The organism is Ruegeria sp. YKSD179 (genome assembly GCF_059612885.1).
In genome coordinates this window covers 1-16479 of record NZ_JBXWRL010000055.1, presented here as the reverse complement: position 1 = coordinate 16479, position 16479 = coordinate 1, and the positions used below count along the sequence as shown (strand labels likewise).

16 protein-coding genes are annotated in these 16479 nt (G+C 50.9%); 8 read left to right on the top strand and 8 right to left on the bottom strand.

Annotated features, from left to right (window positions below; all coding sequences use genetic code 11):
• Positions 1-45: 45 nt before the first annotated feature.
• On the top strand, positions 46-1266 hold the full coding sequence (locus AC2FNE_RS20455; RefSeq protein ID WP_170605555.1) for an aminopeptidase P family protein: 1221 nt from the start codon (positions 46-48) through the stop codon (positions 1264-1266).
• A 161-nt stretch (positions 1267-1427) separates the two neighbouring features.
• On the opposite strand, the gene speB is transcribed toward AC2FNE_RS20455, so the two are convergent.
• The 5 genes from speB to AC2FNE_RS20430 all read right to left on the bottom strand — a co-directional run bounded on the left by speB (position 1428) and on the right by AC2FNE_RS20430 (position 7663).
• Positions 1428-2402 carry an agmatinase gene (gene speB, locus AC2FNE_RS20450; protein WP_170605557.1) on the bottom strand — a complete coding sequence of 325 codons (975 nt, stop codon included), beginning with the start codon at positions 2400-2402 and terminating at the stop codon, positions 1428-1430.
• Positions 2403-2510: 108 nt separating this feature from the next.
• Positions 2511-4361 (bottom strand): GtrA family protein, encoded by a 1851-nt coding sequence (locus AC2FNE_RS20445; protein WP_496806152.1) that lies wholly within the window; start codon positions 4359-4361, stop codon positions 2511-2513.
• On the bottom strand, positions 4361-5098 hold the full coding sequence (locus AC2FNE_RS20440) for a class I SAM-dependent methyltransferase (RefSeq protein ID WP_217362375.1): 738 nt from the start codon (positions 5096-5098) through the stop codon (positions 4361-4363). The genes AC2FNE_RS20445 and AC2FNE_RS20440 overlap by 1 nt, the downstream gene beginning before the upstream one ends.
• Position 5099: 1 nt before the next feature.
• The gene (locus AC2FNE_RS20435) at positions 5100-6101 is read right to left on the bottom strand and encodes a glycosyltransferase family 2 protein (protein WP_170605562.1); all 1002 of its coding nucleotides are present in this window, start codon (positions 6099-6101) and stop codon (positions 5100-5102) included.
• A gap of 416 nt (positions 6102-6517) precedes the next feature.
• Complete coding sequence (locus AC2FNE_RS20430; RefSeq protein WP_496806151.1) at positions 6518-7663, bottom strand: zinc ABC transporter substrate-binding protein; 1146 nt, start codon at positions 7661-7663, stop codon at positions 6518-6520.
• 56 nt (positions 7664-7719) lie between these two features.
• Between AC2FNE_RS20430 and AC2FNE_RS20425 the strand changes: the two genes are divergently transcribed.
• The 3 genes from AC2FNE_RS20425 to AC2FNE_RS20415 are packed head-to-tail and all read left to right on the top strand — an operon-like array spanning position 7720 to position 9772.
• The gene (locus AC2FNE_RS20425) at positions 7720-8235 is read left to right on the top strand and encodes a Fur family transcriptional regulator (protein ID WP_170605567.1); all 516 of its coding nucleotides are present in this window, start codon (positions 7720-7722) and stop codon (positions 8233-8235) included.
• Positions 8235-8975 carry a metal ABC transporter ATP-binding protein gene (locus AC2FNE_RS20420; RefSeq protein ID WP_170605569.1) on the top strand — a complete coding sequence of 247 codons (741 nt, stop codon included), beginning with the start codon at positions 8235-8237 and terminating at the stop codon, positions 8973-8975. Before AC2FNE_RS20425 ends, AC2FNE_RS20420 begins: the two co-directional genes overlap by 1 nt.
• Positions 8975-9772, top strand: a complete 798-nt coding sequence (locus tag AC2FNE_RS20415; RefSeq protein WP_170479950.1) for an iron chelate uptake ABC transporter family permease subunit — start codon at positions 8975-8977, stop codon at positions 9770-9772. Before AC2FNE_RS20420 ends, AC2FNE_RS20415 begins: the two co-directional genes overlap by 1 nt.
• A gap of 140 nt (positions 9773-9912) precedes the next feature.
• Here the strand turns inward: AC2FNE_RS20415 and AC2FNE_RS20410 are convergent, their stop codons facing one another.
• The gene (locus AC2FNE_RS20410) at positions 9913-10560 is read right to left on the bottom strand and encodes a class I SAM-dependent methyltransferase (protein ID WP_170605571.1); all 648 of its coding nucleotides are present in this window, start codon (positions 10558-10560) and stop codon (positions 9913-9915) included.
• Between the two features lie 97 nt (positions 10561-10657).
• Here AC2FNE_RS20410 and AC2FNE_RS20405 point away from each other — a divergent pair, with 97 nt between their 5' ends.
• The 4 genes from AC2FNE_RS20405 to AC2FNE_RS20390 all read left to right on the top strand — a co-directional run bounded on the left by AC2FNE_RS20405 (position 10658) and on the right by AC2FNE_RS20390 (position 15089).
• Entirely contained in the window at positions 10658-11557 is a 900-nt protein-coding gene (locus tag AC2FNE_RS20405) for a LysR family transcriptional regulator (RefSeq protein WP_170605572.1), read from the top strand.
• A 159-nt stretch (positions 11558-11716) separates the two neighbouring features.
• Positions 11717-13096 carry a metal-dependent hydrolase family protein gene (locus AC2FNE_RS20400; RefSeq protein WP_496806150.1) on the top strand — a complete coding sequence of 460 codons (1380 nt, stop codon included), beginning with the start codon at positions 11717-11719 and terminating at the stop codon, positions 13094-13096.
• Positions 13097-13146: 50 nt separating this feature from the next.
• Positions 13147-13911, top strand: coding sequence for a DUF3299 domain-containing protein (locus tag AC2FNE_RS20395; RefSeq protein ID WP_170610604.1), 765 nt, complete (start codon positions 13147-13149; stop codon positions 13909-13911).
• Complete coding sequence (locus AC2FNE_RS20390; protein ID WP_496806149.1) at positions 13908-15089, top strand: carbohydrate porin; 1182 nt, start codon at positions 13908-13910, stop codon at positions 15087-15089. Before AC2FNE_RS20395 ends, AC2FNE_RS20390 begins: the two co-directional genes overlap by 4 nt.
• Positions 15090-15110: 21 nt before the next feature.
• Here the strand turns inward: AC2FNE_RS20390 and AC2FNE_RS20385 are convergent, their stop codons facing one another.
• Positions 15111-16052 (bottom strand): glutaminase, encoded by a 942-nt coding sequence (locus AC2FNE_RS20385; RefSeq protein ID WP_496806148.1) that lies wholly within the window; start codon positions 16050-16052, stop codon positions 15111-15113.
• A partial coding sequence (locus AC2FNE_RS20380) for an alanine:cation symporter family protein (RefSeq protein ID WP_496806147.1) occupies positions 16036-16479 on the bottom strand: 444 nt, incomplete at its 5' end. The genes AC2FNE_RS20385 and AC2FNE_RS20380, both read right to left, overlap by 17 nt.

The window sequence follows — 16479 nt, the reverse complement described above, 5'->3', positions numbered from 1 at the left end:
CATGTGGCCGGGGATTGCATACCCGGCAAATGAGAGAGGCCAAATATGTCCGACACTTCAAATCGCCCAGAGTTTTTCACTTGCCATAATGGCGACAAAGCCCCACTACCGTTCAGCAAACAAGAATATGCACGCCGCCTCGCGAAGCTACGAGCGATCATGGCCGAACGGGACATCCCAGTGGTTTTGCTGACTTCGATGCAAAACATCGCTTACTACTCGGGCTTCCTCTATTGTGCGTTCGGCCGCCCTTATGGATGTGTTGTTACGCAAGACAGTTGCACGACAGTTTCGGCCAACATCGACGCTGGCCAGCCATGGCGACGCTCTGTCGAAGACAACGTAATCTACACCGATTGGAAACGGGATAATTATTGGCGCGCTGTGGCCAATTTGATTGGCAATGCAAAACGCGTTGGAATTGAAAGCGACCACATGACTCTTGCCGCCAGAGATACGGCGCTGCAAATGCTCGGTGATCCAGAGCTGATCAATGTTGCACCTGACACAATGGCCGCTCGAATGGTCAAATCCGCCGAAGAGATCGAGCTGATTAAGGGCGGAGCACGAACGGCGGACATTGGCGGTGCAGCCGTACACGCGGCGATACGCGAAGGCGCGACCGAGATCGAAGTTGCAATGGCCGGTCGTGACGCCATGGAATCTGAGATCGCCCGCGCTTACCCTCACGCTGAATACCGTGACACTTGGGTTTGGTTTCAATCAGGATTGAACACAGATGGAGCACATAACCCGGTCACCAAACGTTCCTTGCAAAAGGGTGATATCCTGTCTTTGAACACCTTTCCGATGATTTCGGGATATTACACCGCGCTTGAACGAACTCTTTTCCTGGGGGAACCCGATCCAGATAGCCTGCGGTTGTGGCAAGCCAACGTCGCCGCGCACGATTTGGGCCTTAGCCTTATCAAGCCTGGCGCCACATGTTCAGGTATTACTGCAGAGATCAACCGTTTCTTCGCCGATCAAGGATTGCTCAAGTACAGGTCTTTCGGCTACGGCCACTCTTTCGGTGTTCTCAGCCACTACTACGGTCGAGAGGCTGGTTTGGAACTACGCGAAGATATAGACACCGTACTAGAACCAGGCATGGTGGTCTCAATCGAACCGATGCTATGGATTCCCGAAGGACAGCCCGGCGCAGGCGGCTATCGGGAACACGATATTCTGGTCGTAGGTGAGAGTGGAGCTGAGAACATCACCGGGTTCCCTTATGGCCCAAAGCATAACATTATTGACGCATAAAATTACCTGCCGGGGCACTTTGCCCCGGCAGTTCATCACCGCTCGGGTTCCAGATGTATTTTTTTCAAATTTTTTAGCACACAGTTTCAATCAAATAAGTGACTAAAGTTGACGTCTGTGGACGCATTATGTTCCCGGCCTCAGTCTCACACCATGGCCGACTATCCACGTTGTGCACGTTCGTGAAAAATAAAGCCCAAGAAGTTCAGTAATAACTGAGCTGCCAATATCTGGGTGCTTTCAGTTGGGTCGTAGGCTGGCGCCACTTCCACTAGGTCGATCCCAACAACATCACCACGCCCTGCCAGACCCTGCAAAATCTCGAGCACATCGTAATACAGGAATCCACCATGGCTTGGCGTGCCTGTGCCCGCAGCAATTGAAGGACAGAAAGCATCAATGTCGATGGTAACATAATAGCGCACACCAGAAGGGATACGTTCCAAAACAGCCTTAGTTCCCAGCTCACGAACTTGACGGACGGACAAGATATCCGATCCCCTTGAGCGTGCGTCCTGATACCCCTCTTTCGCGGTTGAAGAGACGTTCCTGATACCTAATTGAGTCATCCCTGACACATAGTCTTTTTCGATCGCACGCCGCATCGGATTGCCGTGGCCATTCGTGACTCCGTGACGTTCGTCGACAAAGTCCAGGTGCGCATCAAATTGAACAATATGGATCGGACCATTTTCCGCGCAATCATCCGCGAATGCGGATATGCACGGAATATTGATCGAGTGGTCACCGCCAATGACCAATGGCAAAGCACCTGCTTCCAAAATTTTGCGCACGCCAAAGGCAATGTTGTTATGGCTTTCATCAGTTTTGGTGTGAATGATGTCCGCATCTCCTAAGTCGACAATGCGCACCGAGCTATCCAAATAAGTCAGATCATCTTCATGGTCATACGCGCCGGCATGACCGAAGCTGAACAGGGTTGATGCCTCGCGAACCGCGCGGGGACCAAACCGGGCCCCTGCCCGCCACTGTGTCCCAAAATCAAAAGGTGCACCCAAAACGCAAACGTCAGCCTCAATCTGATCCCAATCTTGGACATAGGCGGATTTCGCAAATGTCGAAATACCAACAAACGGTAAGTTCAACCTGCCCGATGCATATCCATGGTTTTGCATGTCAGCCCTTTCGCCTGATTAGTCTTTCCGCAGTGATTTCAACACATGCAGACCCAAAATGTGAATGGCTATATGCTCAGACCGCTCTTTGCGACTATGATTGCGGTCTCAGCGAAGTCCCCAAAACGTGAATCTGGAATCCTGCTCTATCACCACGTAGCGGTTCATCGCTTCAGTAAAACGCTGATCTTTTTCGAGAAACTCAATGAAGTTGAACGGTTGAAATACAAAGGGTGGAGTGTTGTCGAACACCAGAAAATTTGGGGAATTTCCGACAAAATCATCAACAATTTCGGTGCGGGTTCTACTCTGGATTTTATTCAACTTGGCGCAGCGCTCAGAGTTCGCTTCGCAGTTTTCCACACGCAACCCGTTCGCTGCACCCGGTACGAGCCACAACGCGGGATAGCGACTTGTCCAAACTGCATCAGCTTCTAACACCAACGGAAAAGACGGAGCCAGCGAAGAAGAGAACACCATTATCCGTGGTTCGGGCGTTTCTGCCCTCAATATCGACAAAAAACTCTCTGTTAAATCGTTGCGATTAAACCCTTTTTGGAACGCGAGCGACACACAGGCGACCAGACCCAAAGCCGACACAGAGGCAAGTAGCCAATTGAGCCGAGCTTGCAAAATCAACCACATAAACCCGACAATGGCAAAGGCGTGGATCGGAACAGCCTGATACCCAAAGCCGGTCCACTGAACAAAGTATATTACGCATCCAGCTAAAACTGCCGCGAAAGGCAGTGCCGCCATACGACCCCGACCGTAAAGCACAGCCAAAACTGAGGCCGCCAGAAATAGCAGTGGAATGGCAGGCACAACAAGGCGAATTACCGTTGCATCGTTAAATCGATAGGCCCCGTAAACAGATGTCGCAATTGGCAAAATTTCGGTGAAATACTCGGGATGCAATGTTGCGGCCGCTACCAGATATACCCCCCCAATTGCGAACAATGTGACGTTTGACGCTGAAACCACGGGCTTTAGTGATCGCTTCAGAAACATCTCAGTTATCGTGAGCGCGATCGGGATCAAAACAAAGTGTGGCTTGATACAAATGCCGATTGCGGCAAAAGCAGCGCGGCCGACACTCTCTTTGCCAGTTCCTGCTCCCTGCATCACTATGTGCCCAAAAAGATAAGGCATAGTGAAAATAACCATGAGATGTTCACGTTGGCCGCTTGAAGAAACAGCTGGGACAGCCATAGCAACCGCTGCAGCGATCAACATCAGGAACTGCCGACCCCAGTCCAACTCAGAGTACTGTTGCAATAGGTTCCATACCCAAACAAGGCTAAATGCCATCAAGATCGACAACGTCAAATACTGCGCGTTTGTCTCGGACATGCTCAACCATTCAGCCAGAAAAACAACAGGAACCGTCAGATAAAAGTTAAGCGGTGGGTTAACCTCGACGATATCGACATACAGCTGAGCACCAGAAAGCCAGTTTCGTGTGGCTACCAAATACCAAGCTGTATCGTGATTGATGGGGCGGTCCTTGTACACGGCAAAGTAAAGACCCGCGAACGCGATTGCGAACAGGACGCCGATCCAGTCCTTGTAAACCACTTTGGATTGGTCACCTGCAAACACCCAATATTTCGATACAAGAAAAGTTACACTCGGCACAACGACGGCAACGATCGCCATAGCAACAACAAAACTGGTATCCATCACTCCACAAATTACATAGGTGATACCGCTACTTAGTAGCAAACCCAAAACAGCTAGTAGCCCAAAACGAACCATTTGCTGTTGATGGCTTCCCGTTGCCTTAAATGTCATCTCTGCATGGCCAAAATAGGAAACAGAAACCGCGGCCAGAAATCCCGCGAAATTTGACGCTTGGACATCCAGACTAAGCAAATTGCGCACGAGCATGGCGACTAGAACATGCAATAGCGTGGCAAACAAACCGACGCTGGCAAATCGCGTTAGTTGGGCGATCATTATCCGGCCTGTTTTTGTTTGAGAATGGCGCAAACTGATAGACCAATAGGCGCATGAAAACGCCCAACAAAATGCCTCTCAGTCGAGAAAACTCTATATAGTATTTTGTTTACCCAATCAGACGGCATTGCGTCATCAGCTGTTTCTTTATGGAACAAAGCTTTAAAACGGCGAAGGCCAACGGCGATCGGAAACAGCAGGCTATTGAAGTAAAAAGAATACTCAACTTCTAAACCTGCTTTCTCAGAAACCTCTTTCAGCGACTTTTTTGTGTAGCGGCGGAAGTGATGGTGCATCTCATCGTGACTTGACCACATCCAAGGCAAGGCGGGAACCGTAACAAACAGTCGTGCATCACCTGCTAAATGGCCCGATAAACCTTCAAGAGTGGCCCTGTCATCTTCAATGTGTTCCAGCACGTCGAACAATGCGATCAGGTCATATTTTTTAGCTTGGTTCGGGATGTCATTTGGCAGCGCTCCGTATGCTATTTCCAGACAGCTCTTTTCCGCGGCAATTGCACGTGCCTCCGCGTCGTACTCGAATGCGTCGAGTTCGCCCAAGCCCATCAACATTTCTAGGTTGCCACCCGTTCCACATCCCGCTTCCAGAATGCGCGCGTTTTTTGGCAATGAGATCAAACGATCAATGGTGGCCCGTATCACGTCTCGACGTCCGGCAAACCACCAATGCACGTCTTCATTTCGACCCATTCGGTCGTAAGTTCCGCGTTCCACGTCACTTCTCCGATTTCAGTCCATGCGCTGATCGCACGATGTAAATTGGACGATCCCGAACTTCGTTGAAAATCCGGCCTACATATTCACCAATGATACCCACCGCCAACAGGTTTAGCCCGCCAAACAAGAGGATCAAAATGACCGTCGACGCGTAACCCGGCGTATCTGCCCCCAAAAACAGAGTGTAGAAAAGAATAAAGGCCGCGTAGCCAAACGAAGCGAGTGACAAAATCGTACCTACATAGCTCCAGACCCGAAGAGGGACCGTAGAGCTCGTGAAAATCCCGTCCAACGCAAAGTTCCATAGTTTCCAGTAAGACCAGCTTGATCTTCCCGCGATACGTTCTGGGCGCTGAAACGTCACTTCTGCAGTGTCGAACCCGACCCAACTAAAGATGGATTTGTTGAATCGTGATTTTTCACCGATTTCCCGAACAACATCCACGACCTGACGGTCGAGCAATCTGTAGTCGCCTACATTGGCTGGAATCGGTCTTTCGGCCAGAGAATTGAAAACTTTGTAAAAGGCGGCAGCCGACCTCTGTTTGATCCAGCTGTCTTTCGACCGGTCCACTCGTCGAGCATTCACTATCTGTGTACCTTCGCGCCATTTCACTATCATTTCGGGGATTACTTCCGGCGCATCCTGAAGATCCACATCCATCGGAATTACGGCGTCCCCAACTGCGTGCTCCAACCCTGCGCACAACGCTGAATCCTTGCCAAAATTACGAGAAAGGTTAAGCAAAGCGATGTGCGCGTCATTTTTCATCAGGCTTCGAATTGCAAATTCAGTAGCATCCTGGCTACCGTCATTTACAAAAACTATTTGATAGTCTGTCGCCGGCGCCATCGGATCCAGAACCTCGTGAATGCGTTCCACGAATTTTCCTATGGAATCCTGTTCATTAAAAACAGGGACAACCAGCGACACCAATTTTGGGGTCTGGAAATCCCTTTTGTTCTTTTGCGCGCTCCGAGCCGAAAAACTTCCGGTCATAACATACGAACCCCAACTAGCCGATTCAGCGAAGCAAATTCAGTCAAACGTCAACTGTTTCCTTCTTCTAAACAATTCATGTGGCCGGAATTAGGCGGTAACTCGTCTAATTTGTGAGAGGCGAATAAACGCGTTGGACGTTCCTGGGAACAGTACACCGTCTGTTTCAGCAGAAGCCCGACGTTTCGTCTGAGTACAAGCAAATAGGCTCACTCGGGCTTTTCTTCGAGTGCCGTTGCATCTTCAGGTTTTACAAAAACATCTTAGACCTGCTGCCCAGATCGAGAGTTCATATGGTTATCGAAGCACTCAGGAGATTTTTAGCGTCATCTTTTGATGGGCTGCATCTAAAAGAGCGGGCAACAGTAGTGATGGGCCAGCCCATTCGCTTCTTTCGAACAGGCTGGCTGTTTATCTTACAAGCAATCGGACAAGGTTTTAGCCATGTTACGAATGACTTGCGGGTACAAGTCGGCTCCGGGTTCAAGCTCCGCCCCCAACGGATCAATGACACCTGTACTAGCCTCAGTTCCGTCAAGCACCGTTTTGACAAGGTCCGGATTGAACTGCGGTTCCGCTAGAACGCAGGTGATACCTTCTTCTTTAATGCGCGCTTGAATCTCTGCAATACGAGCCGGACTCGGGTCAGAAGCGTCTCCAATGGAAATCGCACCCGAAGCTGGCAAACCAAACTCGTCTTCAAAATACTGATAGGCATCGTGGAACACGATAAAGCTACCACCTTGAACAGGCTGAAGCATTCCCGCCACTTCGACAGTCAACGCCTCCATTTCCTCGCGCGCTGATGCCGCGTTCGCGAAGTAAGCGCCAGCGTTATCCGGGTCAGCTGCCGATAGTTGTGCCGCGATCACGTTTAGCCAATTCCCGGCGTTTGCCGGAGATAGCCAGGCATGAGGATCATGCGCGCCATGGTGGTGATCGTCGTGGTCCTCATGCTCAGCATGCTCGTCGTGATCATGTTCATCACTCTCCGCGTGCTCCGCATGTTCATCTTCATGACCATGATCTTTACCCTCAGCATGATCATCACCATCTTCATGTTTCTCGGCATGCTCGTCGTGATCATGGTCGCCATGTTTTTCTTCTTTGGCGTGGTCGTCGTGCGCATGCTCATCGCCGTGGTCATCGTGGTCGACATGTTCTTCATCGGCATGAGCATCATGCCCGTGGTCATGTGCTTCGAACAACGCCCCCTCGCGGAATTCCAATAAAACGGTGCCGTCAGTTTCCAGTAAAGACGTTACCGTTGCGCCTTCGGCAAGGGTTCCAATGGCACCTTCCATCCACGGGGTCAGATCTTCACCGATCCAGAAGACTATGTCCGCCTCTTGCAACGCGGCTGCCTCTGATGGGCGCAGATTGTATTCGTGTGGTGACGCACCCGGTTGCACAATCAGGTCTGGTGTGCCAACGCCTTCCATCACGCGCGCAACTAAAGAATGCACCGGCGTGATGTCCACCGCCACGTTGGGAACCTCCGCAATAGCTGTTCCACCCATCACTGCAGCGGTTATTGAAACGGGAAGGAGCTTTCTGGACATATGACCCTCTATGTGATTTTATAACGTTACGAGTGGCATATATGATATGGAATAACATGACAAGTGAGACACGCCCCATGCAAGCCGATGAAGGCGGCCTTGTTGGATTTCATAAACATGACCACAAGAGCTGTGTTGAAACCGGACTTAAAAACGCCGAGGCGCGATGCAGCGCCGAAGGTTTGCGGCTGACACCCGTCAGGCGTAAAGTGTTGGAGATGCTGCTGCAAGAACACAGAGCGCTTGGCGCCTACGCAATTCTTGATCGCTTGCGCGAAGAAGGGTTTGGGTCGCAGCCGCCTGTTGCATATCGGGCGCTCGACTTTTTGGTGGAAAATGGATTTGTGCATAAGATTGAAAGGTTAAACGCCTTCGTCGCTTGCGCACATCCGGGCACTTCGCATTCTCCAGCCTTCATGATCTGCAGAAAGTGCGAAGCCGTCGCTGAAACGCACTCGGCCACAGCAAAGGGTGTGCTTGGTGCCGCAGCAAAGGCAGCGGGCTTTGAGATTGAACGTACGGTCGTAGAAGCCGAAGGAATATGCCCTGACTGTACCGAAAAGGCCCAGTAATGGCTCTCGTAACTGTGGAAGATCTAAGCGTCCAATATGGTGAAAATACTGTTTTGCACCATGTGGATATGACCATCGAGGCTGGAGAGATCGTAACTATAGTCGGGCCAAATGGGTCAGGCAAAACAAGTCTTTTGCGGGCCATCATTGGCGCCACCCCGCTTTCGGCAGGACGCGTCACTCTCAACCCCGGGCTAAAGATAGGTTATGTCCCCCAAAAACTGCATATTGATCCGACATTGCCTATCACCGTCGAACGTTTTATGCGCCTTACTAACCGGGTGCCGCGTCAGGATTGCGTGAAAGCACTGGAATCGGCTGGCGTACCGGATTTGTTGAACAACCAGATGTCGCGATTGTCAGGTGGACAGTTCCAACGAGTCCTGCTTGCACGCGCCCTTATTGATCGACCGGATATTCTGCTTTTGGATGAGGCAACTCAGGGTCTTGATCAGCGTGGCTCTGCCGCTTTTTACCAGCAGATCGAGGCAGTCCGAAAGGAAACGGGTTGTGCGGTTTTGATGATTAGCCACGAACTGCATGTCGTAATGAGTGCCTCGGACAGGGTCATTTGTTTGAATGGTCATGTTTGCTGCGAAGGCTCTCCGGCCGTCGTCGCTTCGGCACCGGAATACAGAGCATTGTTTGGCACCGGAACGGGTGGTGCTTTGGCCTTATATCGTCACGAACATGACCACCATCATGATCACAGTAAGAGTTCTCAGGAAGCCGCAGAATAATGCTTGATGATTTTATGACCAGGGCGACGCTTGCTGGTGTCGGAGTGGCGCTAGCTGCCGCGCCTCTTGGGTGTTTTGTTGTCTGGCGCCGGATGGCATATTTTGGCGACGCAACAGCACACGCTGCAATTCTGGGTGTCGCGTTGTCGCTTACGCTTCAGATGTCGATATTTGCAGGCGCCCTTGCGGTCGCTCTTATCATGGCTTTGACAGTTACTGTCCTAAGTGGCCGCGGCTATGCGATGGATACGCTTTTGGGGGTCTTGGCCCATTCGGCCCTGGCATTTGGTCTGGTAGCCGTATCTTTCTTATCGGGGGTGCGCATCGACTTGATGGCATACCTCTTTGGCGACATTTTGGCAGTTTCGCGCACCGACCTGTTGATAATTTGGGGAGGAGCGGCGCTTGTCGTTGCCTTAATTACCTGGCGATGGTCGGAGCTTTTGACTGCTACACTGAACGAGGAACTAGCCTATGCCAGCGGCTTTGACCCAAAACGCGAGCAGCTAATTCTGACGTTGTCTCTGGCAGTAACCGTAGCGGTTGCGATTAAGGTTGTGGGCGTGTTGCTGATCGCTGCAATGTTAATCATCCCTGCAGCCGCAGCACGGAGCCTAGCCCGATCCCCCGAGGCCATGGCCGTTGTCGCAGCGGTTATCGGAGGGGCCTCGGCTGTGATTGGATTGAGATCGGCCTATGTCTTCGACACACCTGCCGGCCCTTCTATCGTTTGCGTTGCTGCGATTGTCTTTGCGTGCGTCAACCTATTGGGATGGCAAACCCGAGATAAAATTTAAACCTCGACTTGAGAAACTGGGCGTCATTGGCTTAACAGCGGTTTTGCCGCACCTGGGACTGCAGTTATTTCACCGGTGGTCACCAAGGCGGAGAATAATCATTGTGAACCAAGTGTCCGTTTTCCAAAATTCGTGGGACTTCAGGTTTTACGAGCAATAATATACCGACTAAGCATCGTCCCGGCTTGATCGCCGGTCTCCAGAATTTTGAAACCTGCATCTTCGATCTTACGCTCTAGCTCCTTCGCGGACACGAACTTTACGAACGGAGCTTTACCAATGGCCTGCATGACCGGAATCGCCAGATGTCGGATCAACCCATACTTCAATCCTGTTTTGTTAGGTGCGCAAACAGTTTTGGAAATGAATAATCCTTCTGTTTTGGTAATTTTAGATATTACGGTCAGTGCTTCGTCCAGATCTGGCAGGAGGTGAAGCAAATTATGCGCCATAACAACGTCATAGCATCCATTATCCCGTGCATGGTCTTGTACTTCCGCCACTTTAAACGTCACATTTTCGGGACCACCCTGATCCAACTTTTCTTGCGCGATCTCAATCATTCCCGGTGCTATATCGGTCGCCGTTATATGGGCCACGTGTGGAGCAAGAAGCAACGCTGTCGATCCTGTGCCACAACCCATTTCCAATGCGTTATCGCTAGGCTTTAAGTGGGATTTGGTACGTTCAAGTGTATTTCGGTACCCGTCCATATTTCCAATCGGGCTCGCTGCGTATTTCCTCGATATTTTGCTCCAGAAAGCAGCATCTTTGGATATTGTAGCCATCTTTGGTGAACCTTTCGGATTTTGATGGCAGCACGCTTAACCTAAACGCATCTATTGAGAAATTGCGTCTTACTGCAGAGATGATATGCATTTATGCATGAATTGGCAGGCTATCAACTTTGACTGGAACCACGTGCGATCATTTCTGGTGACTGCAGAGAAGGGATCATTTTCTGCGGCCGCGCGCGAACTTGGGCAAACGCAACCTACCATAGGACGCCAAATCGCCGCCATAGAACAGGAACTGGGCGTCAAGCTGTTTGAGCGGTCCGGTAAATCTTTAACGTTGACAAGCACGGGCAATGAGCTGCTGTCCCACGCAAGGGAAATGGCGGATGTCGCAAACCAAATTTCATTGACCGCAACAAGCCAATCCCAAACCATTGAAGGGCAAGTACGGATTACGGCCTCAGATGTTATGTCGGCCTACCAGTTGCCAATCGCTTTAAAACAAATACGCCGTGCGGCACCTCTGTTGGAAATTGATGTGGTCGCAGCCAATGACATCCGAAACATTCGACAAAGGGAAGCTGACATAGCTATTCGGCACGTACGCCCAACACAGCCTGATCTTATTGCCAAGCTGGTGGCCCAGGGCACTGCAAGCTTCTACGCTGCGCCATCTTATCTGGATCAGGTCGGGCGGCCAAAGTCCGAGGCGGAGCTCGCCAAACTGGACTTTGTTGGATTTTCAGATGTCAATACAATGATTGGCTTTCTGCAACCTGCAGGCGTTCCAGTAACAACCCAAAACTTTCGTATGACCTCAGCAAGCGGCATCGTCTCGTGGGAGATGGTGCGACAAGGTCTTGGCGTTTGTGTCATGTCGGATGATGTGGCGAACCTGGCACCAGAAATAGAACGGGTGCTGCCCGAACGTGAGCCGTTCACTTTTCCGATTTGGTTGGCCACTCATTCAGAGCTGCATACCGCACAGCGAATTCGAATTGTCTTTGATATTTTGGCAGACTACTTTGGTAATTATGCTAGGAGATAAAGTTTATGCCCCGCTTAGGGCCAAGTAAAAGATCTCCGGTTTGTTGGTACTTGCATCCAAAGCCAATGCATCCAAGTCTGCCAGATTGACTCAAAGTCTCTCCTCCTATCATATTCAAAGAAAAATATTTTTGACTGAAACGGTCTAGCGGAGAGAGCAATGAAAAGTATATCATATAGCCTGTTGGCTGTTTGGGCTTTGGGCGGATCTGCACTTGCTCAAGACGAAGCGCTTGAACAGACTTTGTTCACCAACGTGCATGTCTTTGATGGCGTCAACGAACAAAGGATCGAGAATGCCAGCGTGTTGGTCGAAGGCAATCTAATCAAAACTGTTTCAACAGATACAATTGATGCCCCAAACGCCAATATCATTGACGGCGGCGGTCGCACCCTTACCCCCGGATTTATTGAATTGCACGCACACCTAATGCTGATGGGGCCGACACTGCCGGCAATGGAAGCCAACACCACCTGGGAAGACTTTGCTATCCATGGCGCCCGGATGGCCGAAATGTACCTTATGCAAGGTTTCACCACGGTGCGGGACGCCGGAGGGGCGAATGGTGGGCTTCGCAGAGCAATAGACGCGGGACAGATCGAAGGTCCCCGCTACTATCCTTCCGGCGCGTTCATCGGGACACGCGGTGGTCACGCCGATTTCGCAAACTTCACCGCGCCACCGGGCTCAAGCACAAACATGGGTCGACTGAACATGGCGCAAGAGGTTAGCGGTGTTGATGATGTCTACAAATTCGCCCGCAACAACTTCCGCATGGGTGCGACGCAGTTGAAGTTCATGCAATCCGGCGGTGTCGTCTCGGCATTCGATCCCTGGCAATTGCTGGCCGGCTCCCCTGAAGAAATAAAAGCCGCTGTGCAAGTCGCGAATGAGTATGGCAGCTATGTGATGGCACACTCTTACAGAAAAGAAGCAATTCTGAATGCACGCGACGCCGGGATAATGTCAATTGAACACGGGTTTTCGTTTGATTGCGAAATTGCCGAAGTCATGAACGAAAAAGGTGCTTATATCACCACGAACCTAACGGCTTTTGACCCGGGTCTTCTGGAAATCTCTGCGGTTGCAAACGTGCCTTCAAGCCTTGCAAAGGCCAAGTCAGCCTCGGCCACTTTTGCCGGTTACATCGACAACATGAAGGAATGCCCGGTGAAACGAGGGTTTCAGACCGATTGCGTCGGGTCGGTTGAGGCTTGCAACATACAAATCGCCTACGAAAAACATCTCAATAACGAGTTCTTTGGACCCTTTACCTCGATGGTTACACTGACTTCTACAGGCGGCGAGGTCGTCGCGTTATCTGGTGATTTCATGAATCCCTACACAGCTGGGAAATTGGGTGTGATCGAAGAGGGGGCCTATGCAGATATCTTATTGATCGACGGAAATCCGCTCGAGGATTTCTCGGTCGTCGGCACCGGAGATCAATGGTTCGGAGCCGACCTGAGGCCGGACAGCCCGGAAACCATCCGTTTAATCATGAAGGACGGTGTAGTTTACAAAAACACGCTAGATTAATGTCGTATCTGGTTCCACCTGGATTGCCAAAGATCGGGAGAAACTTAGGCATGTTTTTTCGTATAAAGGCCGTAGTGCTGACTTGTTTCTTCTGTGTCGGTGCCGGATCTGTTGTTTGTGCGGGCATCTCTGTAGACTGGGTCGATCTTCCTGATCCCACCGTTCAAATCTTTGAAGACCCCTATAGAGATCTGACGCCAGAGCAATTCGACGACGTGCTGCTTGTTGTGCGTTTGCGCGGTCGTCTCCAGCAAAATGCAGGCAGTGAGGAAGAACGGTTAAGGTGGCAAGAATTACTGACCGAAACCGAAGATGTTTTGGCAGACGATGGCGTCAACGTCGATTGGTTACTGTCCCAACGCGAGGTTGTTAAAGAACGGCGAGAAAAGGCTGCGACAGCTGGCAATCCATTATACGACGGGCGGACCGTCACGCTTGCCGGCTTTGCTATTCCGGCACCGCCGGACGCGAGCGGAAAAGCCATTGCATATCTGGTCCCTGAAAGGGGGATGTGCAGCCACATGCCGCCGCCGCCACCGAACCAAATGATCCGAGTTCAATTGAATGGTGATTGGACGCCTGCTTATTTTCACGAACCCGTTCGGCTGACGGGAAAATTGGAGATTGCTCCTTCCAATCACCAGATGGTAGTAGTCGACGGCCTGATGCCCATGCAAGCCACGTTTCAGCTTGAGGCAGCCAAAGTTGAAACGCTTGAGAGCCGCGAAGATCAACTGGAGTGGAGCGAAAGTGCCGCCAAAAAATTACGGGCCGCAGGCGCACGTAAAACCGGTGGTAGACAGGCGTCAGAATGATGAAATGGTGCCTCGCTCTGTTAATATCTTTTGCTGGTGCTTCAATCGCTGTAGCTCAAGGATTGTCGGGCCCTTCGTCCGTGGTCGCCGAACTAGAGCCAGGTGATGGTTTAACCGATCCCCAATATCGTTCAGATTTTCCACGAAACGTAGCTCCTGGTTGGTTTGCGTGGAAGGACAAGCTTGGCGAAAACGGTTTTCGGTTCTCGATCGATTATCTTGCCTTAGGACAAACGACTGACGCCGATTTAGGAGAGGGAGAGGCCGCAAGCGGTATCGCTCGTTTCTTTGGCAGTTGGCAAGCAACTGATCTGGGGTCGCTGACGTTCAAGATTGAAGATCGGCACAGCTACACTGATGTGGCTCCACAGTTTCTTGGTCTGGACGGCGGTGCATTATCGATTACCGGTACCGCCTTCAATGACAATGGCTTGCTTTTAACGAACCTGTTTTGGACCCAACGCGCCGGAGATGGTTCTTGGACATTACAAATCGGGCAGATCGATGTGACAGATTTTGTTGACGTTTACGGGCTTGTCAGCCCCTACAGTGGATTTCAAAACCTGTCTTTTAATACAAGCCCTACCATTAACACGCCGAACCAAGGGATCGGCATCGCCGGAGGTCTCAAGCTCAGTAGTAATTTTTACGCCGTAGCTAGTTTGGCCGATGCCGACGCTGATCCTTCAAACCCTGACTTTGATGTTTTTAGCGATGGAAACCTCTTCAAATCTATAGAGATTGGCTACACTTCGGGCTTTGACCGCATCTATCTCGACAACGTCCACCTTACGCTTTGGCACGCGGATGGCTCTGAAGACCAAGGCCGCGAAGAAGACTATGGCGCCGCCTTTTCAGCAGCGTGGTTTGTAGGAAATCAGTGGATGCCGTTTTTTCGCGCAGGGGCTGCCAAGGGGACGGCCGCTCTGTACGACCGTTCTGTCTCAACTGGCATAGGATATTATGGTCGGAACACAGATCTGGCCGGACTGGGCCTGAATTGGGCCGAAGCGCGAGGGTTCGACGGAGATCAATTTACGTTTGAAGCCTTCTATCGATTTTCTATATCGCCCGGGCTTCAAATAACACCGTCGGTCCAATTTATCTCGGACCCGTTGCTAAATCCTGATCAGGACAACATCACACTTTTTGGATTACGAACAAGGATCGTTTTCTGACCACGCAACGCTGCCGGAATTTCAAAAGACGGACCACCCCAATCTACGTGTCAACTCTTCTATCGCCTTCAATGCCAGAACAGAGTTTCCCTTCTCGTCCAGCCCCGGACTCCAAGCAGCCAACGAGGCGATGCCGGGTACAATGGCCACAATGCCGCCTCCAACGCCGCTCTTGCACGGTAGTCCGACCCGAAATGCAACTTCCCCCGAAGCATCATAACATCCACATGTCATCATTAACGAATTGATGCGCCGCGCCCTTTCCGGAGTAACCCCAAAACGTGATGCCCCCTTATCATTGCCCCCAGCGGCCAAGAAACGTGTTGCAAGTGCAAGCTGCTGACAACTCATCTCAATGCTGCATTGACGAAAGTAACTTTCTGTTACCTGGCGCACGTCACACTCAATGTTGCCTTCAGCCAGCATGAAATAGGCCAACGCCCGATTTCTGTCGCCCGTTGCAACCTCCGACTGAAAGACGTTTTCGTTAACGTATATCGTGTGGTCGTCGGCCAGATCTTGGCACAACTGCAAAACCGGATGATTTTCAGCAGCTTCCCGCGACTTCAGGGTAATAATGTCGGAAACGACAATTGCGCCCGGATTAATGAATGGGTTTCGTGGTTTTCCACGTTCAAATTCAAGTTGAACGATAGAGTTGAATGGATCACCCGAAGGTTCACGCCCAACGCGTTGCCAGAGTGCCGCTCCAACGTGACCAAGTGCCAAGACCAAACTGAATATTTTGGAGATACTCTGGATCGAGAATGGTACCGCACTGTCACCTGACGACAGCACAGGTCCACCAAGCGGCGCCACAGCAATTCCGCACCGGTTCAGGGAAACATCAGCAAGTTCAGGAATATAGCTGGCGGCCGCTCCCCGTTCTGTTTCAAAGCGCATCCGATCAACGATGTCGTCAAGAATTTCTTGAAAACGCACTGGATCAGGTGGCTGAAACATCGTCGGTCTCATTCCATATATTCTTCGAGATGCCCTTTGGCTTACCGTCAAAGTTCTCTAGAATAAATGTTGGTTCTTTCCCGGACTTACGCTGATCGAAATAGTCTTTGGTCAAGCGATAGACAGTTCCAGACAATAACAAAATCGCGGTTATATTGATTACAGCCATCAGGCCCATCGCAGCATCTGCAAAGTTGAAAACGGTTGCTACTGTTTGAACTGAACCCCATACGACCATCGCCAGACATCCTGACCGCAAAATCGTCATTGCCACCCTTCCCTCTAACCCAAGGAAAACCATCGCGTTTTCTGCGTAGGAATAGTTGCCGAGTATCGATGTGAACGCAAAAAAGATAATTGCAACAGCAATAAAATAGGTCCCGGTTGGTCCAAGATGGACGTCCAAAGCGTTTTGCGTCAACTGCAT

Bases quoted from the DNA above. Each gene is read 5' to 3' on its own strand.
- AC2FNE_RS20455 (WP_170605555.1), top strand. From the start codon at position 46: ATGTCCGACACTTCAAATCGCCCAGAGTTTTTCACTTGCCATAATGGC.
- speB (WP_170605557.1), bottom strand. From the start codon at position 2,402: ATGCAAAACCATGGATATGCATCGGGCAGGTTGAACTTACCGTTTGTT.
- AC2FNE_RS20445 (WP_496806152.1), bottom strand. From the start codon at position 4,361: ATGATCGCCCAACTAACGCGATTTGCCAGCGTCGGTTTGTTTGCCACG.
- AC2FNE_RS20435 (WP_170605562.1), bottom strand. From the start codon at position 6,101: ATGACCGGAAGTTTTTCGGCTCGGAGCGCGCAAAAGAACAAAAGGGAT.
- AC2FNE_RS20430 (WP_496806151.1), bottom strand. From the start codon at position 7,663: ATGTCCAGAAAGCTCCTTCCCGTTTCAATAACCGCTGCAGTGATGGGT.
- AC2FNE_RS20425 (WP_170605567.1), top strand. From the start codon at position 7,720: ATGACAAGTGAGACACGCCCCATGCAAGCCGATGAAGGCGGCCTTGTT.
- AC2FNE_RS20420 (WP_170605569.1), top strand. From the start codon at position 8,235: ATGGCTCTCGTAACTGTGGAAGATCTAAGCGTCCAATATGGTGAAAAT.
- AC2FNE_RS20415 (WP_170479950.1), top strand. From the start codon at position 8,975: ATGCTTGATGATTTTATGACCAGGGCGACGCTTGCTGGTGTCGGAGTG.
- AC2FNE_RS20410 (WP_170605571.1), bottom strand. From the start codon at position 10,560: ATGGCTACAATATCCAAAGATGCTGCTTTCTGGAGCAAAATATCGAGG.
- AC2FNE_RS20405 (WP_170605572.1), top strand. From the start codon at position 10,658: ATGAATTGGCAGGCTATCAACTTTGACTGGAACCACGTGCGATCATTT.
- AC2FNE_RS20400 (WP_496806150.1), top strand. From the start codon at position 11,717: ATGAAAAGTATATCATATAGCCTGTTGGCTGTTTGGGCTTTGGGCGGA.
- AC2FNE_RS20395 (WP_170610604.1), top strand. From the start codon at position 13,147: ATGTTTTTTCGTATAAAGGCCGTAGTGCTGACTTGTTTCTTCTGTGTC.
- AC2FNE_RS20390 (WP_496806149.1), top strand. From the start codon at position 13,908: ATGATGAAATGGTGCCTCGCTCTGTTAATATCTTTTGCTGGTGCTTCA.
- AC2FNE_RS20385 (WP_496806148.1), bottom strand. From the start codon at position 16,052: ATGTTTCAGCCACCTGATCCAGTGCGTTTTCAAGAAATTCTTGACGAC.